Below are 13684 nucleotides of genomic sequence, written 5' to 3'. Positions count from 1 at the left end.
TTCAGTCCTCAGGTGTGCTCTATGACGCTCCTTGCCCGTGTTAGCATCCGCGCCTATGACGTTTCCAGGAAGATTTACCAGCGGTGTGGTCCTGCTGCTCAGCAGCTTTGCAGCCTTTGCGCAAAGCGAGCTGGTGGTCAGGGTCAAGCCCGCCAATAACGCCCTCAAGGCCAATGTGGAAGGCTACATAGGCAGCCTCGGCGATCGCGACGAGGCGGCTTTGCTACGCTTCAAGCGCGGCGCGCAAGAGCAGGCCCTTAAAGCATCGCAAGCCTTGGGGTACTACAACCCCACCATTGAAAGTGAAGTCCAATCCGGCAATCCGCCGCGTCTGGTGTTGAGCATTGATCCTGGCGAGCCGGTGCATCTGCGCAACGTCAATGTGCGCGTCGAAGGCGCGGCCGCTTCGCTCAAGGCCTTTCAGATTCCTGCCAGCGACGACCTCAAACCCGGGGCCGTGCTTAACCAGGGCAATTATGAAAGCGCCAAGCAAATGATTCAGAACCGGGCGCTGCGCTACGGTTTTTTCGACGGCAAATTTACCCGCCACGAGGTGCTAGTCGACCCCAAGGGGGGCTACGCGGACATCAACCTTGTTTACGAAAGTGGGCCGCGTTATCGGCTCGGCCGCGTCAGTTTTGCCGGTGATACCCCGTTTGATGAAGTGCTGTTGCAGCGCATGGTGCCTTTCACGCCGGACACGCCCTACGATTCAGAACTGGTCAACCAACTCAACCAGAACCTGCAATCGAGCGGCTATTTTGAAGTGGTGCGGGTAGATGCCGCACCCAGTACGGCGGTGGGGCAGGTCATCCCGGTTGACGTTGACCTGCATACCCGCAAACCACGCACCATGACCTTGGGCCTGGGCTACTCGACCGACACCGGACCGCGAGGTAAGGCCAGCTGGACGCGTCATTGGGACAATGCCCGTGGGGACAGTTACGGTTTTGAGTCCGAAATTTCACAACCCAAGCAAAACGTTGGCGCCTGGTATGACATTCCGCTCGACCCACCGTTGACAGACAAATTGCGTTTTGCGGCCGGGTATCAGTACGAAGAAATCGCCAACACCGACACGTTAAGTAAATTGCTGACTGTAGGCCCGGAGTGGCACAGCAAGCTGGACAACGGTTGGACACGCATTGTGTCGTTGCGCTGGCAGCACGAAGAGTACCGGTTGGGCGATGACTCGGGGCTCAGCACCCTGTTGATGCCGGGCGTCAGCTATGCCGTGTTGCGCAGCGACAACCGCATCGACCCGACCCACGGATACAGCGTGTCGCTGGATGCGCAGGTGGCGAAGGAAGGGCTGATGTCGGACACCAACTTGTTGCACGGCAACGCGCAATTCAAGGCCCTGACAACCCTGTGGGAAAAACACCGTTTCCTCGGCCGGGTTCAGTTCGGCGGCAGCGCCACCAACGGCTACAAATCAGTGCCGCCATCGCTGCGTTTCTTCGCCGGTGGTGACCAGAGCGTGCGCGGGTATGACTACCAGAGCCTGTCACCGAAAAACTCAGAAGGTGACCGAATCGGTGGTCGCTATATGGTTGCCGGCAGCGTCGAATACCAATATCAGTTCGCAGATAAGTGGCGCTGGGCAACCTTTGTCGACAAAGGTAACGCGTTCAACAATCTTGATTTTCCCAGCCTGAAAACTGGGGTCGGGGTGGGGATCCGCTGGGTCTCGCCGGTCGGTCCGATCCGCCTCGACCTGGCCCACGCGCTGGAGGATGACGGCGGCGTTCGTTTGCACTTTTCCATGGGGCCAGAACTGTGATTCGTGGTGTGAAAATAGCGGGTCTGGTGTTGCTTGGCCTTGTGTTGATGCTGGTGTTGGCGCTGGGGCTGGTGCTCGGGACTCAAGCGGGCAGTCGCTGGGTGTTGGGCATGGTGCCAGGTTTGCAAGTCGACAACTTTGCCGGGCGATTGGGAGGGCAGTGGAGCGCCGATCATGTGCTCTGGGAGCAGGGCACGAGTCGGGTTGAAGTAGACCGGCCAATCTTTGCCTGGTCGCCGTCTTGCCTGACACGCATGACCTTGTGCATCGATCAGTTGCAGGCCGACCGTGTCAGCCTGCAGTTTCCCCCCAGTGAAGACAGTAACAGCGGCCCGATCAGCCTGCCTGAGTTGAAGCTGCCGGTGGCCATTGAAGTGGGCGTTATCAAAGTCGGCAATGTGCTGTTCAACGGTATCGAGCAGCTCAAGGGCCTGCAGATGGCGGCCCGGTGGACTTCCAGCGGGTTGCAGATCGACTCGGTGCACGTGGACCGTGAGGACGTGAATGTCGAGTTGTCAGGGCTGTTGCAGCCCAACGGCGACTGGCCGTTGACCCTGCAAGGCAACATCAACCTGCCAGCGCCTGATCAAGCGCCCTGGGCGCTGGCGCTCAAGGTAGACGGCAATTTGCGCTCCTCCCTCAACCTGACCGTCGACAGTAGTGGGTATCTCAACGCACAGCTAAAGGGTCAGTTACAACCGCTCGCTGAGAACTTGCCTGCGCAGGTCAGTATTACTTCTGACGCGTTCAAGGCCAGCCCCGCGCTGCCGGACACGTTGCAAGTCAACCAGCTTGTACTGACCGTCAACGGCGACCTCAAGGCCGGTTATGCAGTGGACGGGAGCGCCACCCTGCCTGCCGAAAAGGCGCCGGTCAGCGTGTTGCTCAAAGGCCGGGTAGACGCGAACGGTGCCCACGTGTCGGCCCTGGACCTGACGGTGAACCCCGAGCAGCGCGTGAAAGTGTCGGGGCAAGTCGACTGGCAGGAAGGGGTGAAGGCCGACGCCAAGATCGACTGGCTGGCATTTCCTTGGCACAACCTGTACCCCGTCATCGACAAGCCGGATGTGGACCTGCGCACTTTTAAGGGCGAGGTGTCTTACACCGATGGCAACTATCTGGGTCATTTCAAGGCCAACCTGGATGGCCCGGCCGGGGCGTTCAGCTTGGCCAGCCCATTCAGCGGTGACCTGAGCAAAATCTACCTGCCACAACTGGAACTGGTGGCCGGTCAGGGCAAGGCCCAAGGCCACGTTAATGTGCAGTTTGCCGATGGCGTGGCATGGGATACCGCGCTTGATCTGAGCGCACTCGACCCTGCGTATTGGGTGGCCGAGCTGCCGGGCAATCTCGGGGGGCCACTGCGCAGCACGGGTTCATTCAAGCATGAGCGTCTGGAACTGAATGCCAACCTCGACCTCAAGGGCCGTCTGCGCGGCCTGCCGGCTGTGTTGCAGGCCAAGGCTCAGGGAGCGGGCGAGGACTGGAACCTCAGTGCGCTGGACATTCGCCTGGGGGACAATCGCATCCAGGCCACCGCCCGTTTGCAGCAACAACTCAAGGCGCAACTGGACCTGAACCTCCCGCGTCTTGGGCAGCTGTGGCCAGACCTGCGCGGTCAGCTCAAGGGCCGGGTCGATGTGGACGGCACCCTCAAGGCCCCACAGGGCAAGCTGGTACTCAATGGCCAGCAACTGGCGTTCGCAGACAACCACCTGCAAAACCTGACCCTGGATGCCGCACTGGATCGTAATCAGCGCGGGCGGATTGACCTCAAAGGCAGCGGGATTAAGAGCGGCGATACCCAACTGGGTGTGCTGACCGCCAACGGCAGCGGGGACCTGAAACGCCAGCAACTGAAACTCGCCCTGCAAGGGCCGATGCTGCAACTCGCCTTGGCCCTGGATGGCGGCCTGGACAAGGACAATTGGCGTGGACGTTTGCTCAGCGGGGACGTCAAGGCAGGCGGCCAGGACTGGGCATTGCAAAACCCGGCGCGTCTGGAGCGCCTGGCCGATGGTCGTATCAACATGGGCGCCCAGTGCTGGATATCAGGGCCTGCCAGCCTGTGCAGTGAAGAGCAGCGCTTGATGCCGGACCCAAAACTGCGTTTGCACCTCAAGCAGTTCCCGCTCGACAGCCTGGCCAAGTGGTTTCCCAACGACTTCCAGTGGCAAGGCCAGCTCACTGCAGATGTATCCCTCGACCTGCCAGCCAGCGGGCCTAAGGGGCAAGTGGTGGTAGACGCCAGTGGTGGCACGTTGCGCATCAAGGACAAAGGCCAGTGGCTGGACTTCCCGTACCAAGCCTTGCGTTTGACCAGCAACCTGACGCCGAGCCGGGTTGAAACCCGCTTTGATTTCAACGGCGGCAAACTCGGGCAACTGATGCTCAATGCGCGCATCAATCCCTTGCCCAAAAGCAAGCCGGTCACCGGCGATTTCCGCTTGAGCGGGCTGGATGTGTCGGTGCTTCGTCCGTTTGTACCTATGGTTGAAACACTCGCTGGCCAATTGAACGGCACGGGCACGATCGCGGGCGGGTTGCTGGCGCCGCACATCAACGGCACGGTAGCACTGAGTGGCGGGCAGATTTCCGGACCGCAACTGCCGACCAACGTCGAGAACCTGCAACTGACCGCCAACATTGTTGGCGAAACGGCTCAGCTCAACGGCGGCTGGACCAGCGGCCAATTGGGACAGGGCAGCATCAGCGGGAATGTGGCGTGGGGCAAAACCATGGCCGTCAACGTGCTGGTCAAGGGCAGCCACCTGCCGGTGACCGTGGAACCCTATGCCAAACTGGACGTGGCGCCGGACCTGAGAATTTCGCTCAACCCCGACAATACCTTGCTGATCGCCGGCAAAGTGAACGTGCCCAAGGGCGAAATCACCGTGCGCGAACTGCCACCGTCAACGGTCAAGGTATCTGACGACACCGTTATCGTTGGCCAGCAAACGTCGGAGGCCGATGCACCGATGGTGGTCGACATGGACATTGACGTCATCGTCGGGCAAGAACTGTTGACGTTTTCGGGCTTCGGTCTGAACGCCGATCTGGTGGGGCAGGTGCACATCGGCAACAACCTGGACACCCGCGGCGAATTGCGCCTGAACAACGGCCGCTACCGAGCCTACGGCCAGCGCCTGACCATACGCCGCGCGCGCTTGCTGTTTGCCGGGCCAATTGCGCAGCCGTATCTCGACATCGAGGCGATTCGCCAGACGGATGACGTGATTGCGGGTATTCGCCTGACGGGCAGCGCGGAACAACCAACCACGCAGATCTTCTCCGAACCGGCCATGAGCCAGGAACAGGCGCTTTCCTACCTGATTCTGGGGCGTCCGCTGTCGGGCACTGGCGAAGACAACAACATGCTGGCGGAGGCCGCACTGGGCTTGGGCTTGATGGGCAGTTCGGGGATTACTTCGGGCCTGGCCAATCATCTGGGCATCAAAGACTTTGAACTCGATACCGAAGGCAGCGGCGACAGCACGTCAGTGGTTGCCAGTGGCAAGATCAATGAGCGTTTGAGTGTGCGTTATGGCGTCGGGGTGTTTGAACCGGCGAGCACCATTGCCTTGCGTTACAAGTTAAGCAAACGGGTGTATGTCGAAGTTGCCAGCGGCTTTGCCAGTTCGCTGGACATCTTCTACAAGCGTGATTTTTAGCGCCCGCGTGTGACCTGTCACAGCCTCACGCTACCCGCCAGCGTGAAGCTGTGAACAGCAATCAACGATTAAGCTGCTTCATGTTTTCTTCGGCATAGCGCAAACCGGCCACGGCCTCTGACGGGAAGATGGTTTGCAGGGCGTCCAGCTCGTCAGTGCTCAATGTGATTTCAAGCGCTGCGATGTTTTCTTCCAGGTATTTACGTTGCTTGGTGCCCGGAATCGGGATCAGGTGATCGCCTTGCGCCAAGACCCAGGCCAGCGCCAATTGCCCGGCGGTGACGCCTTTGTCGGCGGCGAGTTGTGTTACCTGTTCAACCAGTCGCAGGTTTTTCGCAAAGTTATCTGCCTGAAATCGCGGGTTGGCGCGTCGGTAGTCATCGGCGGCGAAGTCTTCAGGGCTTTTCAGGGCGCCGGTCAAAAAACCGCGTCCCAAGGGGCTGTAGGGCACAAAGGTAATCCCCAGGCGCTGGCAAGCCGCAAGGCAGCCGTTGTCTTCCTGATCGCGGCTCCACAGTGAGTATTCACTTTGCAGGGCGCTGATGGGATGCACCTTATGCGCGCGTTCCAGTGTGGCCGCTGAGGCCTCACTGAGGCCCAAATAACGGACCTTGCCGGCCTTGACCAACTCGGCCATGGCGCCGACGGTTTCTTCAATCGGCACTTCGGGGTCCATGCGGTGTTGGTAATACAGATCGAGGGTGTCGACGCCTAACCGTTGCAGGCTGCCATCGATAGATTGCCGAACGTACTCAGGGCGACCGCACAATGCCCGACCCTTGGGGTTGGCCGGGTCGCGCACGATGCCGAATTTACTGGCCAGGAACACCTGGTCACGTTTGCCACGAATGGCTTGGCCGATCAGGGCTTCGTTGGTGTGCGGGCCATACATGTCGGCGGTGTCCAGAAAATTGACCCCCAACTCCAGCGCACGATGCAAGGTGGCCACGGCTTCCCGGGTATCGCTGCCGGTGGTGTAGAAGTCAGTCATGCCCATGCAGCCAAGGCCAATGGCGCTGATCTGGGGGCCATTCTTTCCGAGTGAGCGGGTGTGCATGTTAAGTACTCCTGAGTGGGTGGCCTATTCTTGACCTCGACACCTGCAAGATAAACCGGGTAAAAACGCTATCACTATTCGGATAATCCGAATAATCCATGCCACGACGGGAGCGGATATGGACCGATTCAATGCGATGCGGGTGTTTACCCGCATCGTCGAGCTGGGCGGTTTTGCCAAGGCGGCTGACAGCCTGCAAATGCCCCGCGCTTCAGTGACCGTGCTGATCAAACAACTCGAAGCGCACCTGGGCGTGCAATTGTTACACCGCACCACGCGTCAGGTCAGCCCGACACTGGATGGCGCGGCCTACTATCAGCGTTGCGTCAGCCTGCTGGCTGACCTTGACGAGGCGGAAGGGCTGTTCAGCACCAGCCAGCCCAAAGGCACACTGCGGGTCGAGATGCCCGCGGCGGTCGGGCGGTTGGTGGTATTTCCGGCGTTGCCGGAGTTCACGGGGCGCTACCCGCAGATCGAACTGGAAATCGGCCTGAATGACCGCCCGGTGGATTTGATTCGCGAAGGGGTGGACTGCGTGATTCGCGGTGGCCTCACGCTGGACGATTCGCTGGTGGCCAGGCCGCTGGTGCAGATGGACCAGGTGACCTGCGCCAGCCCTGACTATTTACACGCCCATGGCGTGCCGCGCACCCTTGCGCACTTGAGTCGCCATCAGATGGTGGAGTACTTCAGCGGGGTGTCAGGCAAGCGCTACGGGCTGGAATTTCAACAAGGCGGGGAGGTGCAGTTGATCAATTTGCCCAAACAGGTGGCGGTCAACAGCGACGAAGGGTATTTGGCGGCCTGTGTGGCGGGCTATGGGCTGGTGCAGGCGCCGCACTACCACGTGGCGCACCTGGTGCGCGAAGGGCGCCTGCAGGAAGTGTTACCGGATTGCCCGCCGCCGAGAATGGCGCTGACGGCGCTATACCCGCCGCACCGGCAACTGTCACGGCGGGTGCGGGTGTTTGTCGACTGGCTGGTGGACCTGTGCGCCAGGCCCACCAGTGGTTTCAGGCGTTAACCCGCAAACGACTCAGCGGCGGTAATAATCCGCTCGACCCTCGTTATAGCGATGATCGTAGCGCTGGTCATATCGTTGGTCATAACGCTGATCGTAGCGTTGGTCATGCCGATGATCATGGTGCCTTCCATGATCTGGATGGAAGACGCACCCGCTCAGGGTCAGTATGAGCAAGAGTGCAAGCGGGCGGGCAGTACGACGGAACATGGATCAATCCTCATGGTGAACGTCGGCTCAAGCGAAAACGCTTCTCCGGCTGTAAGATGAGACCAGGATTGTTTCAATTCATCTCCATGAGCCGCACATATTTGTTAAATTCCGGCCTTTGTTTTCCGCCTTACATTCAGGAACAGGTAATGACTCCTTCGCAGCGCTTGAAATACTCGATTCTGATCTCTCTGGTCGTGCTGGGGATCATGTTTGGTCTTTCGTACATGCAAAACGCCGGCATGATCACCGAGAAGATGTTCCAGTACATTGCCATCGGTGTGGCCGTGGTGGTCGTGGTCATCAATGGCGTCATGCGCCGCAAGACCAAGCTTTAAGCCTCGATTTTGCCCGTCAGCACCGCTTCAGCCTGTGGATGCAGGCTGTAGCTCTTGTCACTGTTAAGCACCACCACCCCCTCGCTGCACAAGCGCTTGAGCACCTCGCGCACACTCAGAAACGACAGCGGAATGTCCAGCGCTTGCAAATGGCTGTGCATGCCGCGCACCCCCAGTCGGCGGTCATTGCCGGCGGCCGTCAACAGCGCGTCGATCACCTTGAGCCGCACCAGGCTGGTGCGCAGGCCGAAAAATTTCAGTAAGTGACGAATACGTTCATTGCCGTGCAGTTGCACCTGTGCCTCCGGCAACCCGTTGTCGGGCTGAAAAGCAGATTGGCGTTGTGGATGACCGTCCGCTGGTATGTGCGAGTCGTGCATGCAAAAAACTCCTTTTTCAGAGCTTGATCCGGAAAATAAAAAAAATGCTCTTAAGTGACTAGACGAATGAGCTGCCGAAATCATGAACATTGGGATGTAGAAAATTTGTCGTCAGACCGATGCCTATGCGCGAACCCCCCGTCCCCACAAGGTTGCGCGGGTTGATTAATTTTTTTTCACCGGCTTCGTCTTTAGTGCAGGCACAGGCCGGGTCACTGCGCGTGAATGTCAGCGCTGCGGGGCCTTTCTTACGACAGAGCAGGAGTGCGCGTGATTATTTCCAGGCCATTGAGCAAAACATGCCTTGCAGGGCTGTGTCTGGGGCTGAGTGTTTCAGCCCTGGCTCAGCCGCCCGCCCGGGACGTGAGTGCTGACATTCGCCGCACCACGTTCGGCGTGCCACATATCAAGGCCGACGACGAGCGCGGTCTGGGTTACGGCATCGGGTACGCCTACGCGCACGACAACCTGTGCTTGCTGGCCAATGAAGTGACCACGGTAAACGGTGAACGCTCGAAATATTTTGGTCCGGATGCGCTGACCCCGGAGCAGCGTGACAACCTGTCCAGCGACGTTTTTTTCAAATGGCTGAATACGCCGCAGGCCGTAGACGCGTTCTGGCAGGCACAAACCCCAGAGGTACGTGAGCTGATTGAGGGCTATGTGGCCGGTTACAACCGCCAGCTCAGCGAACGCCACGCATTGCCGGCGCTGTGTGACAACCCTTCGGTGCGTCCGCTCACGGCACAGGATTTGGTCAAGATGACCCGTCGTTTGCTGGTCGAGGGTGGGGCGGGTCAGTTTGCCGACGCATTGGTGGGGGCGACGCCACCTCAGGCCAGCGCCCGACTGGTGGACAACACGCAGGGCTTCAACGAGGCCTACCGGCGCATGCAGCGTTTCGCCCTGGAACGGGGCAGCAACGCAGTTGCCATCGGCAGTGAGCGCTCACAAACCGGACGTGCTCTGTTGCTGGCCAACCCGCATTTTCCGTGGGTGGGCGGCATGCGTTTTTATGAGATGCAGCTGACCATCCCCGGCAAGCTCGATGTGATGGGGGCCGCCTTGCCCGGCCTGCCGTTGATCAATATTGGTTTCAACCAGCACATGGCCTGGACCCATACCGTCGACACCTCGAAACACTTCACGCTGTACCGGCTGACCCTCGACCCGCAGGACCCCAAGCGCTACCTGCTGGACGGTAAGTCTCTGCCGTTGCACGAGCAAACCGTCAGCGTTGAGGTCAAGCAGGCTGATGGCACTCTCAAGCCGCACTCACAGGTGATGTACAGCTCGGTATTCGGGCCGGTCGTGCAATGGCCGGGCAAGCTGGACTGGGACGATCACGTGGCCTTTAGCCTGCGCGACGCCAACCTCGACAACGATCGTGTGTTGCAGCAGTGGTATGCGATCAATCAGGCGAACAGCCTCGATGCCCTGCAAGCCTCGGTAAATACCCTTCAAGGAATCCCGTGGGTTAACACCCTTGCCGTGGATGACAAGGGGCAGGCGCTGTACATGAACCTGTCGGTGGTGCCGTATGTCGATCAGGCCAAATTGGCGGCGTGCAGTGACCCTTCAGTCGGGCTGGAGATGATCCTCCTCGATGGCAGCCGCCGTGCCTGCGCCTGGACTGATGACCCTGACGCGGCCCAAGCCGGGATCTACCCGGCCAGCCAACTGCCGCAGTTGCGGCGCAATGATTACGTGCAGCATTCCAACGATTCGGCGTGGATGGCCAACCCGCAGGCGCCTTTGAGCGGGTTTTCCCCGCTGATCAGTCAGGACGGGCAGCCCTTGGGGCCGCGCGCGCGTTTTGCCTTGCAGCGCCTGAGTCAGCCCGGAACGCTGGGTGTTTCCGATCTGCAAGGGATGGTGATGGATAACCGGGTGTACCTGGCCGGTCAGGTGATGCCTGATCTGCTTCACGTCTGCCAGACGGAGCACCAGGCGCCGCAGGTTGCAGTGTGTGCGAGCCTCAAGGCATGGGATCAACACGCGAACCTGGACAGCGGCATCGGCCTGCTGCATTTCGAGCACCTCATGGCGCGCCTGCTCGAGGTGCCGGATGTGTGGCGGGTGCCCTTCAGTGCGCACGATCCGCAGCATACGCCGCGCGGGCTGAATATCGATCAACCGGCCGTGCGCCAAGCCGTACACGAAGCGCTCAAGGCCTCGGCCGCGCAGGTGGCTGAAGCAGGGTTGAGTGCGGACATGACGTGGGGCCAGATTCAAGGTGTCAGCGTGGGTGACCAGCGCACCCCGATCCACGGCGGCCCGGCGACTTTGGGGGTTTATAACGCCATGCAGAGCGTGCCGGGGGAGGGTGGCAAGCAAGAGGTGGTCAGCGGCACCAGCTATTTGCAAACGGTGACCTTCGACGAAAACGGCCCGCAGGCTCAAGGCTTACTGGCGTTCTCGCTGTCAAGCGACCCGACGTCCCCACACGCTGCGGATCAGACGCAAGCGTTCTCGAAAAAACACTGGCAAACCTTGCCCTTCACCGAGGCGCAGATCAAGGCTGATCCGAACTACCAACTGATTCAGATCCGGCAGAGCCGTTAACCGCGGGGCAGGGCGTTGAGGACCGGTTTACCGTCCTGACTCAGGGTCAGGTAGACCGGTAACACCTTCGGCAGGGAGGTCACGAGGCTGTTGATTTCTTTCGTGTTGAACACGCCGCCCACGCGCAGGGCGCCGGTGGCCCTGTCTGCCAGCACGAGTGGCGTACTCAGGTAGCGGTTGATCAGGGGCAGGGCATCGGCCAGGGTCAGGTTGTCCAGCACCAGCTTGCCGTTGCGCCATGCCAGATCCGGCGAGTTGGCGTAGGTCTGGCTGATTTGTGCGGCATAGTCGCCAGCCTTGTAGCGGGCTTGCATGCCCGGTTCCAGCCGCAGCCCGTCGCCACTGAGTTTTTTATTGCTGGTGACCAGCACCGAGCCTTCCAGCAACGTCACTTTGACCTGATCTTCATACATCCAGACGTTGAACTGAGTGCCCGTTACGCGTACACGGCCCTCGGCCGCCTGAACCACGAACGGGTGCGTGGCGTCATGACTGACCTTAAAAAAAGCTTCACCTTTGCTCAACGTGACCCGGCGCTGGTCTTTGTAGTTGGCGTAGGTCAGTTCAGTGCCCAGGTTGAGCTCAATTTCACTGCCGTCCGGCAGGGTCACCGTGCGCAAAGTGGTATCCGCCTGCACGTGCTCGTAGGCGTTGGGCACCCAGCCCAATTCCCAGCCGCTGTAAGCCGCGACCGGAACGGTCAGCAAGGTGATAGCCGCTGCGATGGCCAGTTTTTGCCAGGCGGGCTGGCGAGGACGTTGCACCAAGGCAATCACCTGCGACCCAACAGGCTCGGGCTTGGGCAAGTGTTCGCTGACCTCCCAGATATCTTGCATCGCTTCGTATTCAAACGCGTGCAGGGGGTCGGCGTTCAGCCACACCGTGAAAGCTTTACGTTCCTGATCTGTGCAATCGGGCTCATGCAAACGCATGCACCACTGGGCAGCGGCCTCGGTGATGGCATCGTATTGGGCTTCGGTGAGGGGTGTTTCGCTCATTGGCTCTTCCTGGTTTTGGGCATTCTACCCCTGTGCCAGAGCGAACGAGAACATGAGGCATGTCAAAAGCATGTCATTTCACCCTCATGGCTGGTTTTTTCTCTGCTACGTTTACTGCGGCAAGCTACGTAACAGACGCAACATCAATTAATGGAGTTAAGACAATGTTGAAAAAAACCCTTACTGCTGCAATCACTGCTGCTGTTCTGTTGAGCGCTGGCGCTGCGATGGCGGCGCCTGATGCAAACTGGGCGTTCTCCAAAGAAGCCATTGAAGTCCTCAAGACTAAAAATGGCTACATCACCATCAAGAAAATCGAACTGGAAAACCCGGCGACGGGTATCTGGAAAGCTGAAGGCGTGAAGAAGATCGACGGTGTCGAAGTAGAGGTCGAAACGACGTTTGATCACAATGGGACAATCATCAAAGAGAAAAAAGACTGATTCTTCAGCGTCTGAACTGCCTCTAAAGCCCGGTCCTGCACGTCAGGGCCGGGCTCCAAGCCAGTGCGCTTGACGCGCCCTAAAAAGCCCCCGAATACCGGAGGCTTGGTTTGCAATTTGCCCCTGTTGTGCCGGTCTTAGCCGTTCGAACAGCCGTTACCCATGATGCGGTACTCAAGAATGTGGCGCTGACCCTGATGGTCTTCGTAGGTCATTTGCGCCGGAACCACTTCGCATACATCGGCAGTGGGCGTCACGCTGATAACTTTGGCAACGTCCAGATCGGTAGCGTAGGTGTACTGTTCAACCACCGGTTGGGCCTGTGCCACTTGAATATCTTCAGCAGCGGCCAGTGTCGAAATACCCATCAAAGCAAGTGCGATCAAACGGTTCATTTATTTAAGACCTTAAAACAATCACGTATCACTGACTTCCATTGCCGTGCAGGCGGGAGAAGTTGTTACGTCATTAAGTCGGTATGGCGTAACACGAAGTACCGTGCCCTGTTTCACTGTTTCGTCCAGGGATGTACATAGAATACCGCCCCCTTGTATTGATTAAAGTCAAAAGATCGCCAAGCAGTTTTTCCGGATTGGTAACAATGGGGGGGTTCCCACGCGCACTAAAAAGCCCCCTCCGAAGAGGGGGCTTGGGGTCGCATCCGTGCGTGCAACCATGGGGGCAGCGCACGGGTTTAGTGGGTGCTGCAGCCGTCGCCCATCACTTGGTATTCGACGGTGTGACGCTGACCTTGGTGGTCTTCGTACGTCATCTGTGCGGGTACCACTTCACACACTTTTGGAATAGTCGACAAACTGATGACGTTGGCAATGTCCAATGTCGACCCGTAGGAATAATGTTCAACTTCGGGTTGCGATGGTTGGGTTGTTTCACTGGCCATGGCAACAGTCGCCATGCCAGCCATAAGTAAAGCAATTAACTGTTTCATTTATGTGGCCTCTAAAGTAATCAAGGGGTAACACTGACTGACTTCATTTGCCATGGGGCGGGAAGAAGTTACGGCGCCCGTTGATTATTCAATAAGCCCGTACGAAGTACCGGTTGGAAAGTGCATAGGTTGTGTATTACATGTCGCCAAGTTTACGCCGTTCAAACTTCTGAAAAAGCCCTGATGGCAAAAGGCTGTGTTACCGCATGGGTAACAATGTGGTGACGTCGAGCCCATTTTCAAGGGCGCGTCGTCGAGGCCTTGCTGGC

12 protein-coding genes are annotated in these 13684 nt (G+C 58.9%); 6 read left to right on the top strand and 6 right to left on the bottom strand.

Annotation, left to right across the window (positions count from 1 at the left end; all coding sequences use genetic code 11):
* The first annotated feature begins 55 nt into the window (after positions 1–55).
* Both HBN68_RS15490 and HBN68_RS15485 read left to right on the top strand, forming a co-directional pair.
* Complete coding sequence (locus HBN68_RS15490) at positions 56–1783, top strand: autotransporter assembly complex family protein (protein ID WP_169965159.1); 1728 nt, start codon at positions 56–58, stop codon at positions 1781–1783.
* Positions 1780–5454 carry a translocation/assembly module TamB domain-containing protein gene (locus HBN68_RS15485; protein WP_169965158.1) on the top strand — a complete coding sequence of 1225 codons (3675 nt, stop codon included), beginning with the start codon at positions 1780–1782 and terminating at the stop codon, positions 5452–5454. Before HBN68_RS15490 ends, HBN68_RS15485 begins: the two co-directional genes overlap by 4 nt.
* 61 nt (positions 5455–5515) lie before the next feature.
* Here HBN68_RS15485 and HBN68_RS15480 read toward each other — a convergent pair whose 3' ends face one another.
* Positions 5516–6511, bottom strand: a complete 996-nt coding sequence (locus HBN68_RS15480) for an aldo/keto reductase (protein WP_169965156.1) — start codon at positions 6509–6511, stop codon at positions 5516–5518.
* 118 nt (positions 6512–6629) lie between these two features.
* Here HBN68_RS15480 and HBN68_RS15475 point away from each other — a divergent pair, with 118 nt between their 5' ends.
* Positions 6630–7535 carry a LysR family transcriptional regulator gene (locus HBN68_RS15475; RefSeq protein WP_169965154.1) on the top strand — a complete coding sequence of 302 codons (906 nt, stop codon included), beginning with the start codon at positions 6630–6632 and terminating at the stop codon, positions 7533–7535.
* Here HBN68_RS15475 and HBN68_RS22275 read toward each other — a convergent pair.
* Entirely contained in the window at positions 7532–7654 is a 123-nt protein-coding gene (locus tag HBN68_RS22275) for a hypothetical protein (protein WP_262373556.1), read from the bottom strand. The two genes, HBN68_RS15475 and HBN68_RS22275, sit on opposite strands and share 4 nt — an antisense overlap.
* 237 nt (positions 7655–7891) lie before the next feature.
* Here HBN68_RS22275 and HBN68_RS15470 point away from each other — a divergent pair, with 237 nt between their 5' ends.
* Entirely contained in the window at positions 7892–8080 is a 189-nt protein-coding gene (locus HBN68_RS15470) for a hypothetical protein (RefSeq protein ID WP_047276524.1), read from the top strand.
* Here HBN68_RS15470 and HBN68_RS15465 read toward each other — a convergent pair.
* Complete coding sequence (locus HBN68_RS15465) at positions 8077–8460, bottom strand: fe2+ zn2+ uptake regulation protein (RefSeq protein WP_094993440.1); 384 nt, start codon at positions 8458–8460, stop codon at positions 8077–8079. The two genes, HBN68_RS15470 and HBN68_RS15465, sit on opposite strands and share 4 nt — an antisense overlap.
* A gap of 270 nt (positions 8461–8730) precedes the next feature.
* On the opposite strand from HBN68_RS15465, the gene HBN68_RS15460 reads away from it, so the two are divergent.
* On the top strand, positions 8731–11025 hold the full coding sequence (locus HBN68_RS15460) for an acylase (protein WP_346010213.1): 2295 nt from the start codon (positions 8731–8733) through the stop codon (positions 11023–11025).
* Here the strand turns inward: HBN68_RS15460 and HBN68_RS15455 are convergent.
* The gene (locus HBN68_RS15455) at positions 11022–12023 is read right to left on the bottom strand and encodes a FecR family protein (protein WP_094993438.1); all 1002 of its coding nucleotides are present in this window, start codon (positions 12021–12023) and stop codon (positions 11022–11024) included. The genes HBN68_RS15460 and HBN68_RS15455 overlap by 4 nt on opposite strands.
* A gap of 164 nt (positions 12024–12187) precedes the next feature.
* Between HBN68_RS15455 and HBN68_RS15450 the strand changes: the two genes are divergently transcribed.
* Positions 12188–12466: a PepSY domain-containing protein gene (locus HBN68_RS15450; RefSeq protein WP_094993437.1), complete on the top strand. Its 279-nt coding sequence runs from the start codon at positions 12188–12190 to the stop codon at positions 12464–12466.
* 137 nt (positions 12467–12603) lie between these two features.
* Here the strand turns inward: HBN68_RS15450 and HBN68_RS15445 are convergent, their stop codons facing one another.
* Entirely contained in the window at positions 12604–12861 is a 258-nt protein-coding gene (locus HBN68_RS15445) for a DUF2790 domain-containing protein (RefSeq protein ID WP_094993436.1), read from the bottom strand.
* A 299-nt stretch (positions 12862–13160) separates the two neighbouring features.
* Positions 13161–13415: a DUF2790 domain-containing protein gene (locus HBN68_RS15440; protein WP_169965150.1), complete on the bottom strand. Its 255-nt coding sequence runs from the start codon at positions 13413–13415 to the stop codon at positions 13161–13163.
* Positions 13416–13684 lie beyond the last annotated feature (269 nt).

Source organism: Pseudomonas sp. WS 5078 (assembly GCF_012985745.1).
Taxonomy (GTDB): domain Bacteria; phylum Pseudomonadota; class Gammaproteobacteria; order Pseudomonadales; family Pseudomonadaceae; genus Aquipseudomonas; species Aquipseudomonas lundensis_A.
Note: the sequence above shows the minus strand (reverse complement) of the source record. Positions and strands in the feature narration are given on the sequence as shown.

Bases quoted from the DNA above. Each gene is read 5' to 3' on its own strand.
- HBN68_RS15490 (WP_169965159.1), top strand. From the start codon at position 56: ATGACGTTTCCAGGAAGATTTACCAGCGGTGTGGTCCTGCTGCTCAGC.
- HBN68_RS15480 (WP_169965156.1), bottom strand. From the start codon at position 6,511: ATGCACACCCGCTCACTCGGAAAGAATGGCCCCCAGATCAGCGCCATT.
- HBN68_RS15475 (WP_169965154.1), top strand. From the start codon at position 6,630: ATGGACCGATTCAATGCGATGCGGGTGTTTACCCGCATCGTCGAGCTG.
- HBN68_RS22275 (WP_262373556.1), bottom strand. From the start codon at position 7,654: ATGATCATCGGCATGACCAACGCTACGATCAGCGTTATGACCAACGAT.
- HBN68_RS15470 (WP_047276524.1), top strand. From the start codon at position 7,892: ATGACTCCTTCGCAGCGCTTGAAATACTCGATTCTGATCTCTCTGGTC.
- HBN68_RS15465 (WP_094993440.1), bottom strand. From the start codon at position 8,460: ATGCACGACTCGCACATACCAGCGGACGGTCATCCACAACGCCAATCT.
- HBN68_RS15455 (WP_094993438.1), bottom strand. From the start codon at position 12,023: ATGAGCGAAACACCCCTCACCGAAGCCCAATACGATGCCATCACCGAG.
- HBN68_RS15450 (WP_094993437.1), top strand. From the start codon at position 12,188: ATGTTGAAAAAAACCCTTACTGCTGCAATCACTGCTGCTGTTCTGTTG.
- HBN68_RS15445 (WP_094993436.1), bottom strand. From the start codon at position 12,861: ATGAACCGTTTGATCGCACTTGCTTTGATGGGTATTTCGACACTGGCC.
- HBN68_RS15440 (WP_169965150.1), bottom strand. From the start codon at position 13,415: ATGAAACAGTTAATTGCTTTACTTATGGCTGGCATGGCGACTGTTGCC.